Here is a 21,557-nt window from a genome sequence, read left to right on the forward strand (position 1 = left end):
TGACAGCTGCCGTGAAAGTACTGATCGTCGGGGCGGGGCCGGCCGGATCCACCGCCGCGTTTTACCTTGCCCAGGCCGGCCTTGATGTCACTGTGCTGGAAAAGACGAGTTTTCCGCGGGAGAAGGTCTGCGGCGACGGGCTCACTCCGCGCGCGGTCCGCGAGATCCAAAAACTCGGGCTGCCGCACCCCGAAGCCGACGGCTGGCGGCGGAACAAGGGCCTGCGGCTCATCGCCGGCGGCCGCACGGTCGAACTTCCCTGGCCCGAGGTCTCCGACTTCCCGCAATACGGGCTGATCCGGACCCGCCTGGGGTTCGACGAGGAACTGGCCCGGCACGCCCAGTCGGCGGGCGCCGTCGTGCTTGAACGCCACAGCGTCACTGAAGCCCTGCGGTCCGAAGACGGCCGCGTGACCGGTGTCCGCGCAGCGCTCCTGGACGGGTCCGGCCGCAAGACGGGGGAGACGCGCGACTTTGCCGCCGACGTCGTCCTCGCCGCCGACGGCAACTCCAGCCGCACCGCCGTCTCGCTCGGGATCCAGAAGCGCGATGACCGTCCACTGGGCGTGGCCGTGCGCACCTACTTCACCAGCCCGCGGCACGATGACGACTGGATGGAAGGCTGGCTGGAGCTCCCCGGCCGGGACGGCAAGCTGCTGCCCGGCTACGGCTGGGTCTTCGGCGTCGGCGACGGCACCTCCAACGTGGGCCTCGGCATCCTGAACTCCTCTAAGGAATTCGGCAAGCTGGACTACAAGCAGGTCCTGCGCGAATGGACCGCCGCGATGCCCGCCGAGTGGGGCTTCACCCCGGCGAACCAAGTCGGCGACATCCGCGGCGCGGCGCTGCCCATGGGCTTCAACCGGACCCCGCACTATTCGCCGGGGCTGTTGCTGCTCGGCGACGCCGGCGGCATGGTGTCCCCGTTCAACGGCGAGGGCATCTCCTACGCCATGGAGTCCGCCCGCTTCGCGGCCGAGTTCATCATCGACACGGCGGCGCGCTCTGCCTCGGCCGGCTGGACCGGGGCCGACGCCGACGCGCATTTGGCCGGCTACGCGGACTTTGTCCGGGGGCAGTGGGGCTCCCACTTCACCCTGGGGCGCGCCTTTGCCGCCGTGATCGGCAGGCCCGCCGTGATGAAACTGGCGCTCCGGACCGGGATGCCCCTTCCGGTGCTGATGAAGTTCGTCGTCCGGCTGCTGGCCAACCTGACCGATCCTTCGGCCAGGGGGATCGAGGACCGGATGATCCGAGTCCTGGAAGCCCTGGTCCCTGCCACCTCGAATACCCGGCCCGTTTCAGCCTCAATTCCGCGGACTCCGCAACAAGTTAGGGTTAACCCGTGACCAACTCTGCAGACCAAAGCTGGACGCACGCCGGACACGGCCTGCCGAGCGCTGAACCCAGCCTCAACACCACCGCGATCGCTACCGGCCTCCAGCTGCCGGCCGGATTCGCAGCCATCGCCGGGGACCCCGATCTCGGCCCGGCAATCACCACCAACCTGGCGCGCGTGGAGAAGAAGCTGCGCGAGGCCATCGCCAACTCCGATCCGCTGGCCGACGCAACGTCGCGGCACCTCGTCGAAGCCGGCGGCAAGCGCATCCGGCCGCTGCTGGCCCTGCTCTGCGCCCACCTCGGCGACGCCTCGCTGCCGGCGGTGGTGCAGGCCGCCGTCGTCGTCGAACTGACCCACCTGGCCACGCTGTACCACGATGATGTGATGGACTCCGCGCCGTTCCGCCGCGGCGCCCCCACCGCGCACGAGGTCTGGGGCAACTCGGTGGCCGTTTTGACCGGTGACCTGATCTTCGCCCGAGCCTCGATCCTGGTCTCCGAGCTAGGGGCCCGCGCCCTGGGCATCCAGGCGCGCACCTTCGAGCGGCTCTGCCTGGGCCAGCTGCACGAGACGGTGGGGCCCCGTCCGGACGAGGATCCGGTGGAGCACTACCTCTCCGTGATCGCGGACAAGACCGGCTCGCTCGTGGCGGCATCCGGCCAGCTCGGCGCGATCTTCTCCAACGCCGACCCGGCCTACGAGGCGCTGCTGGTCGAGTACGGCGAGAAGGTCGGCGTCGCCTTCCAGCTCGCCGACGACGTCATCGACGTCACCGGCGTCAAGGTGAAGTCCGGCAAGTCGCCCGGCACCGACCTGCGTGAGGGAGTCCCTACCCTGCCGGTGCTGTTGCTGCGCAAGGCCGCGGCCGACGGCGACGAGTCCGCCGTCGGGCTGCTGCAGCTGATCGACGGCGACCTCAGCTCGGATGAGGCCCTCGCCGCTGCCGTCGCCGGGCTGCGTGAACACCCTGTCACCGCAGAGTCCTGGACGGTGGCGCGGGCCTGGGCCGACGAAGCCATTGCAGCCCTCGCCCCGCTGCCCGAGGGCGTCGTCAAGGATTCGCTGACCAGCTTCGCGCGCGCCGTGGTGGACCGCAGCAGCTAGGGTATCCGTCGGCTCTTCGGCGCCGTCCGCGGTAGCCGGCACCGGTCCTTACCGTCTGAAGTTAAACGGAATGGCCCCGGTTCCTCACAACGCAACGAGTCATCCGTTGTGCGGAACCGGGGCCATTTCTCCGTTCGCATCAGATTCACCGGAGGCATTTAGTGAACCCGTAACAAGACTATGACAGTTGTGTCATGTTGTCTAGCAATTTTGTAAATTGGATGTCACGGCGGCGCGGGGCTTGTCCCTGGCGGAGTTTCCCCAGCTTAGACCGGCACCGGCCGGGTCGGTCTGGCGCTCGGCGCGGGAGTGAAGAGCCGGGCTGGATTCATGTGTCCGCCGTGGGTTGTTTGCGCGGTATAGGGGCGTTTTGAGCTGTGTCGGGGTGCTCCACAGGCTTCGCCGCGGCGTGTCTGAGCCATAGTGCCCCGGACGGCGTTGTTTGGCCGGCGCGGGAGTGAAGAGCCGGGTTGGATTCATGTGTCCGCCGTGGGTTGTTCGCGCGGTATAGGGGCGTTTTGAGCTGCGTCGGGGTGCTCCACAGGCTTCGCCGCGGCGTGTCCGTGCCATAGGGTCCCGGGACGGCGTTGTCCACATGGCGGGGAGGGCGTGGGTGGCGTGGATCGACGACAAGGCATAGTGGCGGAATGACCGTTCTCAATTTCCTGGCGAGTCGGGGTGGAACTGCCACTTCCGTTGAACTTGGCCGTGCCGGAATTAGCCGCCACCGAATAGCTGCGGCCGTGGCCGTGGGCAGCTTGGCGAGGATCCGCCGAGGGCTTTACGTGCTGCCGGACGATTCCAGCCCTTATCGGGCAGCGCGGGAGGCAGGCGGACTCCTGACCTGCCTCTCGGCCGCCCCGAGCTACGGCTTGTGGACTTTGGCGCCAGCACAACGCCTCCATTTGTGGGTCGGGCATCGTCCGACGCCGCCCGGTTCGGTGGCACACGGATGCTGCAGGCATCCCCGCCATCCATTCCTGCCTGTCGCCGGACTTGCCGACGTCCTGATCCACGCCGCGCGTTGTCTGCCAGAACTTGAGGCGATCGCGATGCTGCAGTGCGCCGTTGGTAGGGGAGAGATCAGCGCGGACTTCCTCCGAAGCGCGCTCGCCGGCAACCGAAACGGCCGGGCCAGAGGAATCCTTGACCTACTAGTTCCGCGGGCGGATTCGGTGCTCGAGGTCCTTGCGAATGTGGCCTTCCTCAGGGCCGGATTGCAGCTACGCAGGCATGTCGAGATCGCAGGCGTTGGGGAAGTGGACTTCCTGGTGGAGGACTGCATCGTGGTGGAGACCGACGGTGCCACACATCTGGAGCCGCAGCAGGTGAAGAAGGACCGTCGTCGCAACAACGCGGCCATGGTTGGCGGCTACCTGGTGCTTCGGTACGGCTACGACGACGTCGTCCATCACCCGGAGCGGATGGTGGCTGAGGTGAAGGCCGTGCTGGCGATGTGGCGTCGCGGTGACCTCCGACTGTAAGGGGAGACCGCCGTCGGGGGCGGCTATGAGTGTCGGGCCGCCAGTCTCCGTCCCGGATGGCGGCGTGTCTGTGTCAAAGTGCCCCCATTCCTCCGAGGTGTGGTCTGGTACGTGTCGTGGTACCGCCGGCCCGCAGACACGCCGGCCCGCGCCGCCGAAGGTGGGGAGCTTCCGCGGCGCACGGCCGCGGCGGGTAGCCGGTAGCCGGAACACGGCCGCGGCGGGTCGCCCCGGAAGAGGCTGCTAGTCCTCGTCCTCGTCGTTGAAGGCCCACTCGAACATGTCGAAGACGAACTCGGAGAAGGTGCCTTCCTCGCTCTTCCACTGGGCCCTGGCGTTGTTGCGGCGGTACACGATCGGGTCCGGGACGCTGAGGTCGCCCACGCGGAAGCCCCAAGTGAGCTGCTCTTCCTCGTCCTCAAGGAACATCAGGAAGCCTTCGTCGTCGACTTCGAGCTCCTCGGGATCCCAGAAGTAGTGGTAGGCCTCCATGAGGTCCTCGCAGCCGCCGAGAGCCAGGTAAAACTCCCGCAGCACCAGCGGGATCTCGAATTGGTGCTCGGCGAGGGCGGCATCCAACTCGTCCGCCGGCAGACCGTCTTCTTCCTGCCATTCGTCTTCGAGATACTTCGGAACTAGCGCGCGGAACTTCTCGAGGAACATGTCAGTCATGGTTCACATCCTAGCTAATCCTGAGGTCCGCTTTCGGCCGCGTCCGCACTCCGGCGGTGCCAGCCGCGGACCGCGAGCGGCACATGCCAGTGACGCCGCCGGGACGTGACCCGGAACGCGAAAACCGCAGCCGCCACCGCGCCCCCCGTTACTGCGTTGAAGGAGCCGGTGACGGACAGCACAACCGTCACCGCGGCCCCGGCAAAGGCCGGCACGGCATAGAGATCTTTGGGGTCGAAAAGTTGTGGGATCTCGTTGGCGGTGATGTCCCGCAGCAGTCCGCCACCCACCGCAGTGCCGGCGCCGAGCAGGATCGCGGCCGCCGCGTTCATGCCCGCCGCGAGCGCCTTCAGGCTTCCCGTGATGCAGAAGAGGGCAAGGCCCCCGGCGTCGAACAGGAAAAGCAACGAGGTGAAGCGCTGGACGCTGGAGAACAGGAAGAACACCAGGACGGCGGCCAGCAGCGGTGGGACCAGATAGGCGGGGTCGGTAAACGCCGCGGGCGGACCGGCGTTGATGATGATGTCGCGCATGATGCCACCGCCCAGGCCGACCATCGCCGCGAGCAGCAGCGAACCGACGACGTCGAATTGCTTCCGCGCCGCGAGCAGCGAACCGGAGACCGCGAAGAAAAAGACGCCAGACAAGTCCAGCCAGACCAGCACGGCGCTGAATGAGAAGGTCATGGGTTTCCCGGTCGATTTCTGGAGGGCGGATGGGGCGGGTCCAACGCTACGCTAACAGCTATGAATAGCCCTATCCTGATCGCCTGCGCCCACGGGACATCCAGCTCCCAAGGGGCGGCGGAGGTCAACGCACTGCGTGCCGGACTCGCCGCCCTGCGTCCCGACCTCGACGTCCGGGAGGCCTACGTCGACGTCCAGGACCCGGACCTGACGGCCGTCGTGGCAGGGCTCCAGGCCGGGGAATCCGCCGTCGTCGTGCCGCTGCTGCTGAGCGTGGGGTACCACGTCAAGGTGGACATCGCCCGGGCCGTGAACGGCCGGCCGGGCACCCTCGCCGCGGCACCGCTGGGCCCCGATCCGCGGCTCGCGGCGCTGCTGGACCAGCGGCTGCGTAAAGCCGGCGTGACCGACAACGACGCCGTGATCCTCGCCGCGGCGGGTTCCTCCGACGCAACCGCCGCGGAGAACGTCGAGGAACTCGCGGGCCAGCTGCGCGCGCTCCGTTCCAACCGGATCGTCGCCGCCTACGGCGCCTCGGCGAAGCCGTCGGTGCCCGAAGCGGTTGCCATGCTTCGCGCGGAGGCGGCTGGGGGCGCGGGCGCGGGACGGTCGGCCGGGGCCGTGGACCTGGGCGGCCGCGTGGTGATCGCCTCCTACCTTCTGGCCCCCGGCTTCTTCCACGACCAGCTTGCCAAGGCGGGCGCGGACCTGGTCACGGCGCCGCTGCTGCCCTCCCCGGTGCTCGCCGAAATTGCGCTGGCGCGGTACGACGCTGCAGTCGCCGCCGGCACTTCATGACGAAATGTTGCCCTAGGTGACCCCACGTTTCTGACCCTTGGTGACGCCATTGCGGGCACCCTACAGTCGATCCATGACTGATACAGTTCTAGCCGGCGCGTACCCGGACCAGGCTGCCGCAGGCCGCGCCAAACGACCCGCCCGTCCCGCGGCCAAGCCACACGGGCAGTGGAAGGTGGACGGCACCGCGCCGCTGAACGCCAACGAAACCTGGAAACAGGAAGACAACGGCCTCAACGTCCGGGAACGCATCGAGACGGTCTATTCCAAGCACGGCTTCGACTCGATCGACGGCACCGACCTGCACGGCCGCTTCCGCTGGTGGGGTCTCTACACCCAGCGCAAGCCCGGGATCGACGGCGGCAAGACCGCGACCCTTGAGCCCCACGAACTCGAAGACAAGTACTTCATGCTCCGCGTCCGGATCGATGGCGGCGCCCTCAGCACCGAACAGCTGCGCGTCATCGGTCAGATCTCAGTGGACTTCGCCCGGGGCTCCGCCGACCTCACAGACCGGCAAAACATTCAGCTGCACTGGATCCGGGTCGAGGACGTGCCGGAGATCTGGCGCCGGCTCGAAGCAGTGGGCCTGTCCACCACCGAAGCTTGCGGCGACGTCCCCCGCGTCATCCTCGGCTCCCCGGTGGCCGGCATCGCCAAGGACGAGATCATCGACCCGACTCCGCTGATCAACGAGCTCGCCGAGCGCTTCATCGGCGACCCGGAGCTCGCCAACCTGCCGCGCAAGTTCAAGACGGCCATCACCGGCCACCCCAGCCAGGACGTCGTCCACGAGATCAACGACGTCGCCCTGGTGGGCCTGGTCCACCCCGAACTCGGACCCGGCTACGACCTCTGGGTCGGCGGTGCGCTCTCCACCAACCCCATGCTGGGCAAGCGGCTCGGCGCCTTCGTTCGCCCGGACCAGGCCGCCGACGTCTGGCTCGGCGTCACCAGCATCTTCCGCGACTACGGCTACCGTCGGATGCGCACCAAGGCCCGGCTGAAGTTCCTACTGGCCGACTGGGGCCCGGTGAAGTTCCGGCAGGTCCTCGAGGACGAATACCTCGGCTACAAACTCTTCGACGGCCCCGCAGCGCCCAAGCCCTCCACCCCGGGCGACCACATCGGCGTGCACGAACAGAAGGACGGAAAGTTCTTCATCGGGGCCACTCCGGTGGCCGGCCGGCTTTCCGGCGGTCAGCTGGTCCGGCTCGCGGACACTCTGGAGGCCCGCGGCTCGAAGCGGCTGCGGACCACCCCGCACCAGAAGCTCGTGGTCCTCGACGTGCCGAAGGAGCAGGTGGATCCCCTCGTGGCCGACCTCGACGCGCTGGGCCTCTCCGCCCGGCCCTCCGTGTTCCGCCGCGGCACCATCGCCTGCACCGGAATCGAATATTGCAAACTCGCCATCGTCGAGACCAAGGTCACGGCCGCCACGGCCATCGCCGAACTGGAACGCCGCCTTGCCGACCTTGCCGAGGGCCAGCAGCTGCCGCAGGCCCTCTCGCTGCACATCAACGGCTGCCCCAACTCCTGCGCCCGGATCCAGACCGCGGACATCGGCCTCAAAGGCATGATGCTTCCCACGCCCGACGGCGACCCCACCCCGGGTTTCCAGGTCCACCTCGGCGGCGGCCTGGCGTCCGAGAGCCGCGAGGAGGCGGGCCTGGGCCGCACCGTCCGCGGACTCAAGGTCACAGCCGACGACCTGCCCGACTACGTGGAACGCGTAATTCGGAAGTTCGTCGCGGACCGCTCCGAAGGCCAGACCTTCGCCGAGTGGGCGTTCGCCGCGGAGGAAGGTGATCTCCAGTGACCGTTGCACTCCGCACCCACGACCAGCTCAAGGCGCTCGCCGACGCCGGGGCCGCCGAGCTCGGCTGGGACACCCCGGCCGGAGAGGTGATCGCCTGGGCGGCGCGCAACTTCGAGGTGCCCGCCGTCGCCGTCGCGTGCTCCATGGCAGACGCCGTTCTCCCGGCACTCGTCGCGGACCAGCTCCCCGGCGTCGACGTCCTCTTCCTGGAAACCGGCTACCACTTCCCGGAAACCCACGCCACCCGCGACGAGGTCGCCGCGAACCTGCGCGTCAACGTCGTCGACGTGCTGCCGGAGGCCACCGTGGAGCAGCAGGACCGGCTCCTGGGCAAGGACCTCTTCGCCCGCGACCCCGCGCAGTGCTGCGCGCTGCGCAAGGTGGCGCCCCTGCGCCGGACCCTGGCCGGCTACGAACTCTGGTTCACCGGAGTCCGCCGCGACGAAGCCCCCACCCGCACCAACACCCCGCTGGTCACCTGGGACGACGCGAACGGCCTGGTCAAGGTCAACCCGGTCGCGGCCTGGACCTTTGACCAGCTGGTGCAGTATTCCGAGGACAACCTCCTGCCCGTCAACCCGCTGCTTTCACAGGGCTACCCCTCCATCGGCTGCCAGCCCTGCACCCGCAAGGTCGCGCCCGGCGAAGATCCCCGCGCCGGACGCTGGGCAGGAACCGACAAGACAGAATGCGGACTACACGTATGAGCATCAAGATCATCAACGAGGACCTGGAGCTGTCCGGGCTGGACCACGATGCAGCTGGGACGCCGATTGCCGCCCCGGGAGTGGCATCGGGCCTGTCGGAGCCGCGCGCTGGGCTGATCGAAGATCAGCCGCGCGGCGCAGGGGCGGGGGCGGCAATCGGTGTCGCAGCCCCGACCCGCCTCTCCAGCCTGGACACGCTCGAGTCCGAAGCTATCCATATCATCCGCGAGGTTGTTGCCGAGTTTGAGAAGCCTGCGCTGCTGTTTTCCGGCGGCAAGGATTCCGTGGTGATGCTGCACCTGGCTACCAAGGCCTTCTGGCCGGGGAAGGTGCCGTTCCCGGTGTTGCACGTGGACACCGGACACAACTTCCCCGAGGTCCTCGAGTTCCGCGACCGGACCGTGGAACGGCTGGGACTGAAACTCGTCGTCGGGTCGGTCCAGGAGTTCCTCGATTCGGGCGAGCTGGCAGAGCGTGCCGACGGCACCCGCAACCCGCTGCAGACCGTCCCGTTGCTGGACGCGATCCAGCGCAACAAGTTCGATGCCGTCTTCGGCGGCGGCCGGCGGGACGAGGACAAAGCCCGGGCCAAGGAGCGCATCCTGAGCCTGCGCGACGAATTCGGCCAGTGGGACCCGCGCAACCAGCGCCCCGAACTGTGGAACCTCTACAACGGCCGGCACACCGTGGGCCAGCACGTCCGGGCGTTCCCGATCAGCAACTGGACCGAGCTGGACGTCTGGCGTTACATTGAGCGCGAGAACATCGAGCTGCCGGGCCTGTACTACGCGCACGAGCGCGAAGTCTTCTCCCGAGACGGCATGTGGCGCGCCGTGGGCGACGTGTCCCAGCCGCGCGACGACGAGGAAGTCATCACCAAGACCGTCCGCTACCGGACCGTCGGCGATATGTCCTGCACCGGTGCCGTCGAATCCGGCGCCGCCACCGTGCGCGACGTGGTGATCGAAGTCGCCGCCTCCACCATCACCGAACGTGGCGCCACCCGGGCCGATGACCGCATCTCCGAGGCCGCCATGGAAGACCGCAAGAAGGACGGCTACTTCTAATGAGCACAGACACTTTCCTCACCAGCCCGGACCTGGCGTCCGCTGCGCTGCCCGCCAGTCTGTTCCGCTTCGCCACCGCGGGTTCGGTCGACGACGGCAAGTCCACCCTCGTGGGCCGGCTCCTGCACGACTCGAAGGCGATCCTCGCCGACCAGCTCGACGCCGTCGCCCGCACCTCCGCCGACCGCGGCTTCGGCGGTTCGGCTGGCGCGATCGACCTTGCCCTGCTGACGGATGGCCTGCGCGCGGAGCGGGAGCAGGGCATCACCATCGACGTCGCCTACCGCTACTTCGCCACTGACCGGCGCAGCTTCATCCTTGCGGACTGCCCCGGGCACGTCCAGTACACCAAGAACACCGTGACCGGCGCGTCCACCGCGGACGCCGTCGTCGTGCTCATCGACGCCCGCAAGGGCGTGCTGGAGCAGACCCGCCGGCACCTTTCCGTGCTGCAGCTGCTGCGCGTGGCGCACGTGATCGTGGCCGTGAACAAGATCGACCTGGTCGACTTCAGCGAGGACGTGTTCCGTGAGATCGAGGCGGACGTCCAGAAAGTGGGCCGCGAGCTTGGGCTCGGCCGCCAGGAATCAAATACTGTCGACGTCGCTGATCTCTTCGTCATCCCGGTGTCCGCGCTCGACGGCGACAACGTCGTGGACCGCTCGGACCGTACCCCCTGGTACGACGGCCCGGCGCTGCTGGAAGTCCTCGAGACGCTGCCGGCTGCCGACGAACTCGAAAGCCACCTGGAGAGCTTCCGTTTCCCCGTCCAGCTCGTGATCCGGCCGCAGGGAGCGCTGGCTCCGGACGCCGTCGCCGGCGGCCTCGATCCGGAGACGTACCGCGACTACCGGGCCTACGCCGGGCAGATCACCGAAGGCTCGGTCAAGGTGGGGGATCAGGTCAGCATCCTGACCCCGGGCCAGGATCCGCGCAGCACCACCATCACCGGGATCGACTTCGCCGGCCGCGAGCTCACCGAGGCTGCGGCACCCCAATCCGTCGCTCTGCGCCTCGCGGACGAGTTCGACGTCGCACGCGGGGACACGATCGCGGCGGCCGGAACGTTCCCGGAATCCACCGCGGACGTTTACGCCGCGCTGTGCTGGCTCTCGCCCAAGCCGCTCCGCGAGGGTTCGAAGCTGCTGGTCAAACACGGCACCCGCACGGTCCAGGGCTTGGTCCGGAATGTGACCGGCAAGCTGGACTTGGCCAGTTTTCAGCTGGGACCCGCGTCCACGCTGGAGCTCAACGACATCGGGCATGCGCAGCTCCGGCTCGCAGCGCCGTTGCCGCTGGAGAATTACCCGCACCACCGGCGGACCGGAGCGTTCCTGGTCATCGACCCGCAGGACGGCAACACACTGGCCGCCGGGCTCGTCAGGGACCACCCGGGCGATCACGAGGACGAGCGCTACTCGATTTGAGTCAATCCGGTAACCTTTTTGGCCTTGCAATAGCTCAAACCGGCGCCCTTCGATACTCTGCTGAGTAGAGCCGCTGCACGGTGTTGTAAGGGGGACCGGGTGGAAGATCATGATTCCGTCGTCGTCAGCTCCTTGGAGCAATTCCGTGCGCTGCTACCCCGGCTAAATGCGGCTTCAGAAGCCATCGGGGACGCCATCCGCGCCCGGCTCCGCGACGACGGCCTCAACCACCACACTGTGCAGGCCCGGGTCAAGGAGCTCGACTCGGTCAGGGACAAACTGGAAAGGCTCACTGCTGACGGCAAATTCAAATATGCGCGCGGCCTCGAGCAGCTCGATGACCTCATCGGGGTCCGGGTCATCATGTTCCTGGAACCCGACATCGCGGACGTTGCAACAGCCCTGAAGGGGCAATTCAACTGCAGCGAGGATGACGACAAGACCAGCTCCCAAAGGCGGAACGGCCAGATCGGCTACGCAGGGCGGCACCTCATTCTGGAGGTCCCCGCCGAGAACGTTCCCATCGGCTGCCAACCGTTCATTGGAGTGCGCTTCGAAGTCCAGATCCGCACCGTGCTGCAGCATGCGTGGGCAGCCTTCGAGCATGACATCCGCTACAAGGGCCTTGCGGAGGCCAACGCGGAGGTGGACCGCGCGTTCACCATGGCGTCGACCTTGATTGAACTCGCCGACGCCCAGTTCTCCGCGATCAACGACATCGTCAAACGCCGCCAGGCCGAAAGTACGGCCGAGTTCGCGGCGAGCCCGGCCACCGAGCTCACGGGCGACATCCTCCACGACATGCTCGCGCGGCTGCTGCCCGAACACCCCAGGAGCCAGGCCTGGCAGTACGGCTGGCTGGGGGACGTGCTGGCGGCCAACGGCGTGCGGACCGTGGCCGACGCCGAAGAGCTCTTCGGCGGCGCCGACTGGTCCGGCGTGGCCAAGCGGATGGACTACAACTTTCCTCCCGGCCACGTCCGGATTGCCGACGACTTCCTGTTGGAGACGTGGGGCGTTGACTACATTGCGCGCACCAGGTCCCTGGGCGGCGACCCCAAACGGGAAGCGAAGCTGACATACCGGCTGGAGCGCATGCAGGACTGAGCTGTTCAGCCCCGCGTCGGCCCCGCATATGACGCTGCATGAACTCGCGTGACCCCGGGTTTCCGGACCATTGAACCGGGTTAGCCACCCTCCCTAGGGTGAATCCATGACTACTCCGGAACTGTTCACCAAGCCTTCCAGCAGGGCACACCAGGGGCGATGTCGCCGGCGCTGACCACCCGCCCGGCCCACCCGCACCGCCCACGAACAGGATCCGTCCATGTCATCCACCCCCGAAGACCCCACCCCCGGCACGACCCGGATCGTTGCCGGCGAAACGGCGAAGCCGAAGCGCAAGCGCACCGTCGAAATCAGCGTCGCCGTCGGACTGGCCCTGCTGATCGGCGCCGGCGCCGCCGTCGCCTCGACGGTGTCCGGCAACAACGACGCCGCGGCAGCGCCGGCCAGCGGCACCACCGCGGCAGCCGAACTGAAGCTCGGCTACTTCGGCAACATCACCCACGGCCCCGCCCTTGTCGGCGTCAATAAAGGGTTTATCGCCAAGGATCTCGGCCAGACCAAGCTCAGCACCCAGGTGTTCAACGCCGGACCGGCGGCGATCGAGGCGCTGAACGCCGGTGCAATCGACGCCACCTATATCGGCCCCAACCCGGCCATCAACTCCTATGTCAAGAGCAAGGGCGAATCCATCAGCATCATCGCCGGGGCGGCCTCCGGCGGCGCGCAGCTCGTAGTGCGGCCGGACATCACGTCGGCGGATCTGAAGGGGAAGAAGCTCGCGACGCCGCAGCTCGGGGGCACCCAGGATGTGGCCCTGCGGGCCTGGCTCGGCAAACAGGGCTACAAGACCTCCCCGGGCGGCGGCGGTGACGTCACGATCGATCCCACCGAGAACGCCCAGACCCTGAAGCTGTTCCAAGACGGCAAGCTGGACGGGGCATGGCTGCCGGAGCCGTGGGCCTCCCGCCTGGTGCTCCAGGCCGGAGCGAAGGTCCTGGTCGACGAGAAGGACCTGTGGGACAAGGGCGAGTTCGTCACCACCGTTCTGATCGTCAACAAGAGATTCGCCGCCGAGCACCCTGAAACGGTGAAGGCGCTCCTGAAGGGACACGTCGAATCCGTGAACTGGCTCACCGCCGCCCCGGCTGCCGAGAAAGCCAGTGTCCTCAACGCCGCGCTGAAGGAATCCGGCGGCGCCGCGCTGCCCGCCGACGTCGTCGAGCGCTCGCTCAAGAACATCACCTTCACCGTCGACCCGCTCGCCGGGACATACCAAAAACTGCTGCAGGACGGCGTCGACGCCGGCACCACCAAACAGGCGGACATCACCGGCATCTTCGACTTGACCGCCCTGAACTCGGTGGCGGCGAAGAAGACCTCGGCGCAAGGACTGGGCAAGGACTAGCCGGGTCCCGCCGCCCGGCCGCCACCACCACTCCGGCTGCCACCATCACTAAGGACGTAACCATGCCAGTTGTACTGGAAAACCTGGGCAAGCGCTTCGACGACGGCGCCCCGGTGCTGGACGGCGTCAACGCCAGCATCGAGCGGGGCGAATTCGTCGCCCTGCTCGGTGCGTCCGGCTGCGGCAAGTCCACCCTGCTGAACATTATCGCCGGACTCGAGGCACCGACGTCGGGCGCCCTGGAGGTGCCCAGCGACGGTGCCGCCTTCATGTTCCAGGACGCGGCCCTGTTCCCCTGGCTCACCGCCAGGGAAAACGTGGAGCTTGCCCTCAAGCTGCGGGGCGTCGGCAAGACTGAACGCCGGGGGCAGGCCGAAGAGCTGCTGGAGCTGGTGCACCTGGGCGGGGCCGGGGACAAGCGCCCGCACGAGCTGTCCGGCGGCATGCGCCAGAGGGTGGCCCTGGCCCGGTCGCTGGCACAGGACCGGCAGTTGCTGCTGATGGACGAGCCGTTCGCGGCGCTCGATGCGATTACCCGTGACCTCCTGCACGACGAGCTGGAACGGATCTGGAAGGAAACCGGCCGCACCATCGTCTTTGTCACCCATAACGTCCGGGAAGCCGTCCGGCTGGGCCAGCGCGTACTGCTGCTCTCCTCCCGGCCCGGTCGCGTGGTGCAGGAATGGCACGTCTCCGAGGAACACCGCACCGACGCCGGCCTGGCCGGACAGCTGACCGGAGTCATCACCGCCCGGCTACGCGAGGAGATCCGCCGTCATGCCCAATAACCAACTCCATGTGGCGGATGCGCCTGCCGAGAGCCGCAAGGTGCATGCAGCCCTGACCCGGTCCTCCACCGGGGCCGAGGATCTGCGGCAACTGGAAGCCGGACTTGATTCGCTCCAATCCGACGCCGCCCGCGGGGCCCGGATCGACTGGAGCCGAATCCTCCTGCCCGTGGCCGCACTCGCCATCCTCATCATCGCGTGGCAGGTCTACGTCTCGTTGGGCATCAAACGCCGTGACCTGGTGCCCGGCCCGCTGGATGTCATCGGCCAGCTCGGCACCCTCTGGAGCGAGGCCAAGCTGCAGGAGGCCGTCTGGACCTCACTGCAGCGCGGCTTCGCGGGCTTCCTGATCAGCGTGGTCATCGCGACGCCGGTAGGCCTGCTGCTGGCCCAGGTTGCCCCGCTTCGGAGGGCCTTCGGGCCGCTGATTTCCGGGCTGCAGGTCCTGCCGTCTGTGGCGTGGGTGCCAGCCGCCATCATCTGGTTCGGCCTGACCGACGCGACCGTGTACTTCGTTGTGCTGATGGGTGCCATCCCCTCGATCGTCAACGGGTTGATCTCCGGCGTCGACCAGATCCCGCCGCAGTACCGCCGCTTAGGCACCGTCCTGGGCGCATCCCGCTTGCAAATGGCGCTGCAGATCGTTCTCCCGGCCGCGCTGCCCGGTTACCTGAGCGGTCTCAAACAGGGCTGGGCCTTTTCCTGGCGGTCCCTGATGGCCGCGGAAATCATTACGGTGGGCGGCAGCATCGGCTTCGGCCTGGGTTCGATGCTCAACCAGGGCCGCGACCTCGCCGACATGACGATCGTGCTGGCCGCCATCCTGCTGATCCTCGCCGTCGGCATTCTGGTCGAATTGCTCGTTTTCGCCCCGGTCGAAAAGCGACTGCTGCGCCGCCGCGGTCTCCTCGCCGGCAGCACCCGCTAATTCCCCGGCTCCTTCCCACGGGTCAGCCGCAGGCCTACACTCACGGCAATGGGCCGGTACGCGGCCCATCCGTCCCAATCCAAGGAGACAGCCGTGGCACCAAAATTCGGAGTGCTGGCATTGGTCGAAGCCAAAGCGGGAAAGGAACAGGACGTCTGGGACTTCCTCAACGGCGGCCGCGAAATCGTCCTCAGCGAACCGGGCACCCGGACCTGGTATGCGTTCCGGGTCAGCGCGAACACCTTCGGCATTTTCGACACTTTCGACACCGAGGAAGACCGCCAGGCACACCTCAACGGAGCCATCCCCGCGGCCCTGGGCGAACACGGCCCCGCGCTGCTCGCCACGGACCCCGACATCAAACTCGTGGAAGTCATTGCGGTGAAGTAGCCGGCCCTGCCGGCGGCGGGCCTTTAAGGAGTCGGGAGTCGGGGGTGAGGTGTGGATGGCTGCCGTCCGGGGCGGCTTCGACACGGACACGCCGTCGTTTGAGGCCGGTGCGGATGCCGCAGCCGTCAAAGTTCCCCCGGGGCGGCGGGCAGGCGGCAGCTGGCGTGCCGGGCGGCGGGTCCAAAGTTACGTCCCGTTACCCTGCGTGAACCGGTGTTTCCGCGACGCTGTTCCTCGTTCGGACGCAGCCCTATCGTCGATGCATGGCAATTCAGGACATTTATCCCACGGCGCTGCGCCTGCTCGGCCGCCCCGTGCTGGTGGTCGGCGGTGGACCCGTTGCCGCACGACGCGCCAAGGGGCTGCTCGACGCCGGCGCCCGCGTCACGGTCGTGGCCCCGTTTGCCTGCCCTGCGCTGAACGGACTGGCCGGCGCCGGGCTCCTCGCCTGGCAGCCCCGCGAATACCGCAGCACCGACGTCGACGGCGTTTGGTTCGTCCAGACCGCCACCGGTGACTTTGCTGTCGACGCGCAGGTCGCCGCCGACGCCGAGGCGCAGCGCATCTGGTGCGTCAACGCCTCCGACCACGAAGCCTCCGCCGCCTGGACGCCCGCCGTCGCCGTCGTGGACGACGTCAAGATCGCCGTCAACGCCGGGGGAGACCCGCGCCGCGCCATGGCCCTGCGCGACGCCGTCGCCACCGCACTGGAGACCGGGGACCTTCCGCTGCGCCGGCACCGAGTGTCGGGCCCGGGGGCACCCGCCGGGACCGGTTCCGTGGCGCTCGTGGGCGGCGGGCCCGGCGCTGTCGGGCTCATCACCGTCCGCGGTCGGCGGCTCCTGGGCCAAGCCGACGTCGTCGTCGCGGACCGGCTCGGCCCGCGTGAACTGCTGGGCGAGCTGGCCGCCGATGTCCGGGTGATCGAGGTGGGCAAAACCCCAGGCCACCACCCCGTGCCGCAGGAGGGGATCAACCGGATCCTGGTGGAGGAAGCACTGGCCGGCCATCGCGTGGTCCGCCTCAAGGGCGGCGACCCGTACGTCCTCGGCCGCGGCGGCGAGGAAGCCGAGTTCTGCCGGCAAAACGGCATCGAGGTCGAAGTGGTGCCCGGCGTGACGTCGGCGATCTCCGTCCCGGCCGCCGCCGGGATCCCGGTCACGCACCGCGGCCTGGCCAAGGGCTTCAGCGTGGTCACCGGGCACGAAGAGCTATCCGAGGTCCCGGCCCGCGCCGACCATACCGTGATCCTGCTCATGGGCGTGGGCCAACTCCGCGAATCCGCGGCCTCGCTGGGACGCGCCGGTTTGCCAGCCGGGACGCCTGTTGGCATCGTAGAGAATGGATACCTGCCGAACCAGCGGGTGACCATCGGTACGCTCGGGACCATCGCGGACCAGGCGGAGGCCGCAGGCGTCGCGAATCCTGCCGTGATCGTGATCGGCGACGTGGTCCGCGTCAGCCCGTTCGCGCCGTCGCACTTCAAGACCGCGGACTACAGCACCACCTCCCCGAACGCCCCGCGCGTCGCCGCCCGTTAGTTTCACCCGCACTACCCAACTAGCTCGCAGTTGTTGTCGTTTTGAGCCCTCATAACGACAACAAATGCGAGTCAGTTGGGACGGAACGAACCAAAGGAACACAGCCGTGTCAACGAACACCCCCGTAGGAACCGCCGCCCGTCCGCTGCGCGTCGCCGTCGTCGGATCCGGCCCCGCCGGCGTCTACGCCGCGGACATCCTGACCAAGAGCGAGGCCGTCAAGAGCGGCGAACTGACCGTCAGCATCGACCTGTTCGACCGCTACCCGGCGCCCTACGGCCTGATCCGCTACGGCGTGGCCCCGGACCACCCCCGCATCAAAGGCATCGTCAACGCCCTGCACAAGGTCCTGGACCGCGGCGACATCCGCTTCTTCGGCAACGTGGACTACGGCACCGACCTCACCCTCGCGGACCTCCGCACCCACTACGACGCCGTCATCTTTGCCACCGGCGCCATCAAGGACGCCGACCTGAACATCCCCGGCGTCGAGCTCGAGGGCTCCTACGGCGGCGCCGACTTCGTCTCCTGGTACGACGGCCACCCTGACGTTTCCCGTGACTGGCCGCTGGAGGCCAAAGAGGTCGCGGTGATCGGCAACGGCAACGTCGCCCTCGACGTCGCCCGGATGCTCTCCAAGCACGCCGACGACCTCCTCGTCTCCGAGATTCCGGACAACGTCTACCGGGCCCTGAAGAATTCCCCGGTCACCGACGTCCACGTCTTCGGCCGCCGCGGCCCGGCCCAAGTGAAGTTCACGCCGCTGGAACTGCGCGAACTGTCGCACTCCAAGGACGTCGACATCGTCCTCTACCCCGAGGACTTCGAGTTCGACGCCGAATCGGACCGCCAGATCCAGAGCAACAACCAGACCAAGACGATGGTGGGCACGCTCACCAACTGGATCGCCGAGCAGCCCGAGGATCTCTCCGAGCTCACGGCGTCCCGCCGCCTGCACCTGCACTTCCTGCACAGCCCGGTCGAGATTTACGACGACGCCGCCCACCCCAGCAAGGTCGCGGGCATCAAGTTCGAGCGCAACGAACTGGACGGCGACGGGAACGCCCGCGGCACCGGCGAGTTCGTCGACTACCCGGTCCAGGCCGTTTACCGTGCCATCGGCTACTTCGGCTCTGCCCTGCCCGAGGTCGAGTTCGACCACAGCAAGGGCGTCGTCCCGAACGACGGCGGCCGCGTCCTGGATGCCTCCGGCGCCCACCTGCCCGGCCTCTACGCCACCGGCTGGATCAAGCGCGGCCCCGTCGGCCTGATCGGCCATACCAAGGGTGACGCCCTGGAGACCGTGACCTACCTGCTGGAGGACCGTCAGGCTCTGCCGCCGGCAGCGGCACCCGCCCCCGAGGTGATCGTCGAGCTGCTAGAGAACCGCGGCGTGAAGTTCACCAGCTGGGAGGGCTGGCTGGCCCTGGACGCGCACGAACGATCGCTCGGCGAGAAGGCGAGCACGGCAAGGGAGTCGCACGGCGTCGCTGTCCAGCGCGAACGGATCAAGGTTGTCCCGCGCGAGGACATGGTGGAAATCTCCCGCGGCGGGGTGGCCGCGGAGGTCTGAGCCCCCGCGTTGTTCGGTGTTTCCATGATCCGTAGTCAGTAGGCTTACCGTCATGGACACCAGACACCCAGGGACCGGCCGATGAGGCTTCGCCACAGCAACGCGTCCGGCCGCGGTTACCGCCGGGTCCCCGCCGGGACCGGGTTCAGCTACAAGGACCTGGACGGGTCCACCGTGCCGCCCGGGCCGATCCGGGACCGGCTGGAGGGCATCGGCATCCCGCCGGCGTGGACCGACGTCTGGATCGCGCCTTACGAGAACGGGCACATCCAGGCCACCGGGCTCGACGCCGTCGGCCGGCGCCAGTACATTTACCACCCGGGCTGGCGGGAGCGGAAGGACCGGGTGAAGTTTGACCGTTCCCTTCAGCTCGCGGAAACCCTGGCCGCCGCGCGCCGGCTGGTAACCATGGACCTGCGCTCGGATGGGCTCACCCGGGAGCGCGTGCTGGCGGCCGCCTTCAGGATGCTGGACAGCGGCTCGCTGCGCGTCGGCTCCGAGCGGTACACCAACGAGAACGGCAGCCACGGCCTGGCCACCCTGCTCTGCGCCCACGTGAAGGTGCGCAAGGACGAGCTCCGGCTCAGCTTCCCGGCCAAGAGCGGCAAGACCTGGGACTCCAGGATTGACGACGCCGACCTCGCCGCCGTCGTCCGCTCACTCAAGCGCCGCGGTGGAAACGCCCGCCTGCTCGCCTACAAGAACGGCCGCAGCTGGCACCCGGTCACGAGCGCCGAGATTAACGACTACGTGAAAGAACGCACCGGCGGGGACTTCACCGCCAAGGATTTCCGCACTCTGCGCGGGACGGTGGCGGCAGCCGTGAGCCTGGCCCGGAGCGGGCCGCAGCCGAAGGTCTCGGCCCGGAAGCGCGCGGTGAGCCGCGCGATGGTGGACGCTGCGGCGGTGCTGGGGAACACGCCGTCGATCGCCCGCAAGAGTTACGTGGATCCGCGGCTGCTGGACCACTTCGCGGCGGGGGAGACAATCGACCCGAAGCGGCTGGACTCGGCCGAATCGGAGATCCGGGCGCTGCTCTACCAGGAAGGCGCGGTCGTCCCGCTGGGGTAGCCGGAGCGGCCGCAGGCGGAAGGTTCAGAACTCGGCATTGATGAAGCCGATGATGATCGCCGTCCACCAGCACGCCTGTGAGATGGTCAGGCTCAACAGCAGATGGGTCCGCTGCCCGACGCTGAGGGCCCCGAACGAAGAATCCGGCGGCAGGTGGGCGAGCCGGCGCATGAGCGGGATCAGCATGATGCCGTTCAGGCTCAGCGCCAGAACCGCGGCCAGCTTCACGTCCGTCATCGGGTTGTACAAATGCGGGCTGAGGAAGGCCCCGGTGGCCAGCATCCCGAGGAGGCCGCCCCAGATCAGCGGGGTGGCGGCGCCGTCGAGCCTGATGATTTCTGCCAGTTTGCGGCGGCCGATGAGCCACAGGAATCCGTGCCAGTCGACCAGGATAATGGCGCCGAACGCTGCGACGAGGGAGAGGACATGCAGGACAACCGCAATGTTGTACGGGGTGCCGCCGACGTGGACCGCGGTGGACATCGTGACCGAGAGGAGCCAAGCCACCGCTGCCGCGGCGGACAGACCGATCACCAGGCGCCTCGTGGCCCGTTCGGATTCGCGGTGGCGCCGGACTGTGCGCCTGCTGACTGGGACGTAGCTCATGGCCTTACCTTGAAGAACCCGCCCGCCGGGGGTCGAACTGATCTACCTGAAAGGCAGGAAACGCGGTTCGGAAGCTAGCTCACACGATATCGCCCGGACCGCTCGACAACAAGGACCGACGGCGGCGCTACATCCGCCCGAACCGCGCGCGGATCAGGGCGAAGACGCCGTACGCGATGAAGCCTGCGCCGATGGGCAGAAGCAGGTACGGACCAAACGGGTGGTGCAGCAGCGCCTTGAGGCTGCCGTCCAGCCCGGTGGACGAACCGGGATCGTTGGTGGCCGCGGCCACCACGAACAGCAAGCCGGTGAGGACCAGTGCGAGCCCCTTGGCCACATGGCCGGCCACGCCCAGGGCGCTGACGAGGTGGCCGCGGTGCGTTCCCTCGAAGTGCCGCAGTTCCTCCTTGAACTTCTTGCCCAGTCCCTTCACCACGAAGTAGACGCCAATCCCGGCGACTGTCAGCCCCAAGGCGGTCAACAGCGGGGCGCCGAGCGGCCGGTCCATCAGTGACCGGCTGAACGCGGCGGTGGAGTCGCTCGAATCGCTGCGGACCCCGACGGCGAAGCTGCCGAAGGTGTACCCGACGCCGCCGTAGGCAACCGCCAGGAAGCCGGAGGAAACCAGCTTGCCCAGCCCTTCGCTGCGTGGCAGGTGGCGGGCCCGCAAGGTCGCCTCGCTCAGCTGCCAGAGCGCGAGCCCGGCGCAGCCGATGCAGCCCGACCACATCACCGCCGGGCCCCAGGGGTTGGCAGCGAGCTGCTCGATCGCACCGGTGGGCTCGGCCTTGCCCGGTGCGCCCAGCACCAGTGCGACGACGATGGCCCCGATCACGACGTGGAGCAGGGCCATCACGGCGAATCCCCAACGCGCGGCGACGTCGAGCGGCTTGCTGTTGGACGCGGCTTCCGCGGCATCGGCGGCCTCGCCGAGGATGGTCTCAGGGGCCGCCCCCGCACGTCCGCCGGATGGGTTTCCGCTCAACGGTGTCCTTCCATGCCCACGAGCCTACCCGCATGCCGGGCGGCCCCTTCAGGACGAGGCCCCCGTAAAGCAGGGCTACCATCCTGTTGCTAAGTG

20 protein-coding genes and 1 pseudogene are annotated in these 21,557 nt (G+C 68.1%); 17 read left to right on the plus strand and 4 right to left on the minus strand.

Going from position 1 to position 21,557, the window contains the following annotated elements; genetic code table 11:
* Window positions 1-11 precede the first annotated feature (11 nt).
* The 4 genes and pseudogenes from AC1DGI_RS12835 to AC1DGI_RS12850 all read left to right on the plus strand — a co-directional run bounded on the left by AC1DGI_RS12835 (window position 12) and on the right by AC1DGI_RS12850 (window position 3,930).
* Complete coding sequence (locus tag AC1DGI_RS12835) at window positions 12-1,349, plus strand: geranylgeranyl reductase family protein (RefSeq protein ID WP_476899115.1); 1,338 nt, start codon at window positions 12-14, stop codon at window positions 1,347-1,349.
* Window positions 1,346-2,446, plus strand: a complete 1,101-nt coding sequence (locus tag AC1DGI_RS12840; protein ID WP_476899116.1) for a polyprenyl synthetase family protein — start codon at window positions 1,346-1,348, stop codon at window positions 2,444-2,446. Before AC1DGI_RS12835 ends, AC1DGI_RS12840 begins: the two co-directional genes overlap by 4 nt.
* A gap of 647 nt (window positions 2,447-3,093) precedes the next feature.
* Window positions 3,094-3,180 (plus strand): annotated as a pseudogene (locus AC1DGI_RS12845) (hypothetical protein); the annotation flags it as partial.
* Window positions 3,181-3,621: 441 nt separating this feature from the next.
* Window positions 3,622-3,930, plus strand: a complete 309-nt coding sequence (locus AC1DGI_RS12850) for an endonuclease domain-containing protein (RefSeq protein ID WP_476899139.1) — start codon at window positions 3,622-3,624, stop codon at window positions 3,928-3,930.
* A 243-nt stretch (window positions 3,931-4,173) separates the two neighbouring features.
* On the opposite strand, the gene AC1DGI_RS12855 is transcribed toward AC1DGI_RS12850, so the two are convergent.
* The gene (locus AC1DGI_RS12855) at window positions 4,174-4,602 is read right to left on the minus strand and encodes a hypothetical protein (protein WP_476899117.1); all 429 of its coding nucleotides are present in this window, start codon (window positions 4,600-4,602) and stop codon (window positions 4,174-4,176) included.
* A 14-nt stretch (window positions 4,603-4,616) separates the two neighbouring features.
* Complete coding sequence (locus AC1DGI_RS12860) at window positions 4,617-5,288, minus strand: trimeric intracellular cation channel family protein (protein ID WP_441400542.1); 672 nt, start codon at window positions 5,286-5,288, stop codon at window positions 4,617-4,619.
* A 60-nt stretch (window positions 5,289-5,348) separates the two neighbouring features.
* Between AC1DGI_RS12860 and AC1DGI_RS12865 the strand changes: the two genes are divergently transcribed.
* The 13 genes from AC1DGI_RS12865 (at window position 5,349) to AC1DGI_RS12925 (ending at window position 19,870) form a co-directional block, all read left to right on the plus strand.
* Entirely contained in the window at window positions 5,349-6,086 is a 738-nt protein-coding gene (locus AC1DGI_RS12865; protein WP_476899118.1) for a sirohydrochlorin chelatase, read from the plus strand.
* 73 nt (window positions 6,087-6,159) lie between these two features.
* Window positions 6,160-7,905 (plus strand): nitrite/sulfite reductase, encoded by a 1,746-nt coding sequence (locus tag AC1DGI_RS12870; protein ID WP_476899119.1) that lies wholly within the window; start codon window positions 6,160-6,162, stop codon window positions 7,903-7,905.
* Window positions 7,902-8,612, plus strand: a complete 711-nt coding sequence (locus AC1DGI_RS12875) for a phosphoadenylyl-sulfate reductase (RefSeq protein WP_476899120.1) — start codon at window positions 7,902-7,904, stop codon at window positions 8,610-8,612. Before AC1DGI_RS12870 ends, AC1DGI_RS12875 begins: the two co-directional genes overlap by 4 nt.
* Window positions 8,609-9,679, plus strand: a complete 1,071-nt coding sequence (gene cysD / locus AC1DGI_RS12880; RefSeq protein ID WP_476899121.1) for a sulfate adenylyltransferase subunit CysD — start codon at window positions 8,609-8,611, stop codon at window positions 9,677-9,679. The genes AC1DGI_RS12875 and cysD overlap by 4 nt, the downstream gene beginning before the upstream one ends.
* Entirely contained in the window at window positions 9,679-11,106 is a 1,428-nt protein-coding gene (locus tag AC1DGI_RS12885) for a sulfate adenylyltransferase subunit 1 (RefSeq protein WP_476899122.1), read from the plus strand. The genes cysD and AC1DGI_RS12885 overlap by 1 nt, the downstream gene beginning before the upstream one ends.
* A 99-nt stretch (window positions 11,107-11,205) precedes the next feature.
* Window positions 11,206-12,213: a GTP pyrophosphokinase gene (locus tag AC1DGI_RS12890; RefSeq protein WP_441403378.1), complete on the plus strand. Its 1,008-nt coding sequence runs from the start codon at window positions 11,206-11,208 to the stop codon at window positions 12,211-12,213.
* A gap of 220 nt (window positions 12,214-12,433) precedes the next feature.
* Complete coding sequence (locus AC1DGI_RS12895; RefSeq protein ID WP_476899123.1) at window positions 12,434-13,579, plus strand: ABC transporter substrate-binding protein; 1,146 nt, start codon at window positions 12,434-12,436, stop codon at window positions 13,577-13,579.
* Window positions 13,580-13,641: 62 nt separating this feature from the next.
* Window positions 13,642-14,367, plus strand: coding sequence for an ABC transporter ATP-binding protein (locus tag AC1DGI_RS12900; RefSeq protein ID WP_476899124.1), 726 nt, complete (start codon window positions 13,642-13,644; stop codon window positions 14,365-14,367).
* A complete protein-coding gene (locus tag AC1DGI_RS12905; protein ID WP_476899125.1) occupies window positions 14,357-15,295 on the plus strand; it encodes an ABC transporter permease in 939 nt (312 codons plus the stop codon). Before AC1DGI_RS12900 ends, AC1DGI_RS12905 begins: the two co-directional genes overlap by 11 nt.
* A gap of 93 nt (window positions 15,296-15,388) precedes the next feature.
* Window positions 15,389-15,685, plus strand: coding sequence for a putative quinol monooxygenase (locus tag AC1DGI_RS12910; protein ID WP_441402819.1), 297 nt, complete (start codon window positions 15,389-15,391; stop codon window positions 15,683-15,685).
* Window positions 15,686-15,948: 263 nt separating this feature from the next.
* A complete protein-coding gene (gene cobA, locus AC1DGI_RS12915) occupies window positions 15,949-17,226 on the plus strand; it encodes a uroporphyrinogen-III C-methyltransferase (RefSeq protein WP_476899126.1) in 1,278 nt (425 codons plus the stop codon).
* 106 nt (window positions 17,227-17,332) lie between these two features.
* A complete protein-coding gene (locus AC1DGI_RS12920; protein ID WP_476899127.1) occupies window positions 17,333-18,799 on the plus strand; it encodes an FAD-dependent oxidoreductase in 1,467 nt (488 codons plus the stop codon).
* A gap of 81 nt (window positions 18,800-18,880) precedes the next feature.
* A complete protein-coding gene (locus tag AC1DGI_RS12925; protein ID WP_441399879.1) occupies window positions 18,881-19,870 on the plus strand; it encodes a DNA topoisomerase IB in 990 nt (329 codons plus the stop codon).
* A gap of 24 nt (window positions 19,871-19,894) precedes the next feature.
* Here the strand turns inward: AC1DGI_RS12925 and AC1DGI_RS12930 are convergent, their stop codons facing one another.
* Entirely contained in the window at window positions 19,895-20,476 is a 582-nt protein-coding gene (locus tag AC1DGI_RS12930; protein WP_476899128.1) for a hypothetical protein, read from the minus strand.
* 127 nt (window positions 20,477-20,603) lie between these two features.
* The gene (locus AC1DGI_RS12935; protein WP_476899129.1) at window positions 20,604-21,461 is read right to left on the minus strand and encodes a DUF1206 domain-containing protein; all 858 of its coding nucleotides are present in this window, start codon (window positions 21,459-21,461) and stop codon (window positions 20,604-20,606) included.
* Window positions 21,462-21,557 lie beyond the last annotated feature (96 nt).

The sequence above is a fragment of the Arthrobacter sp. 05N428_2 genome, assembly GCF_056397065.1.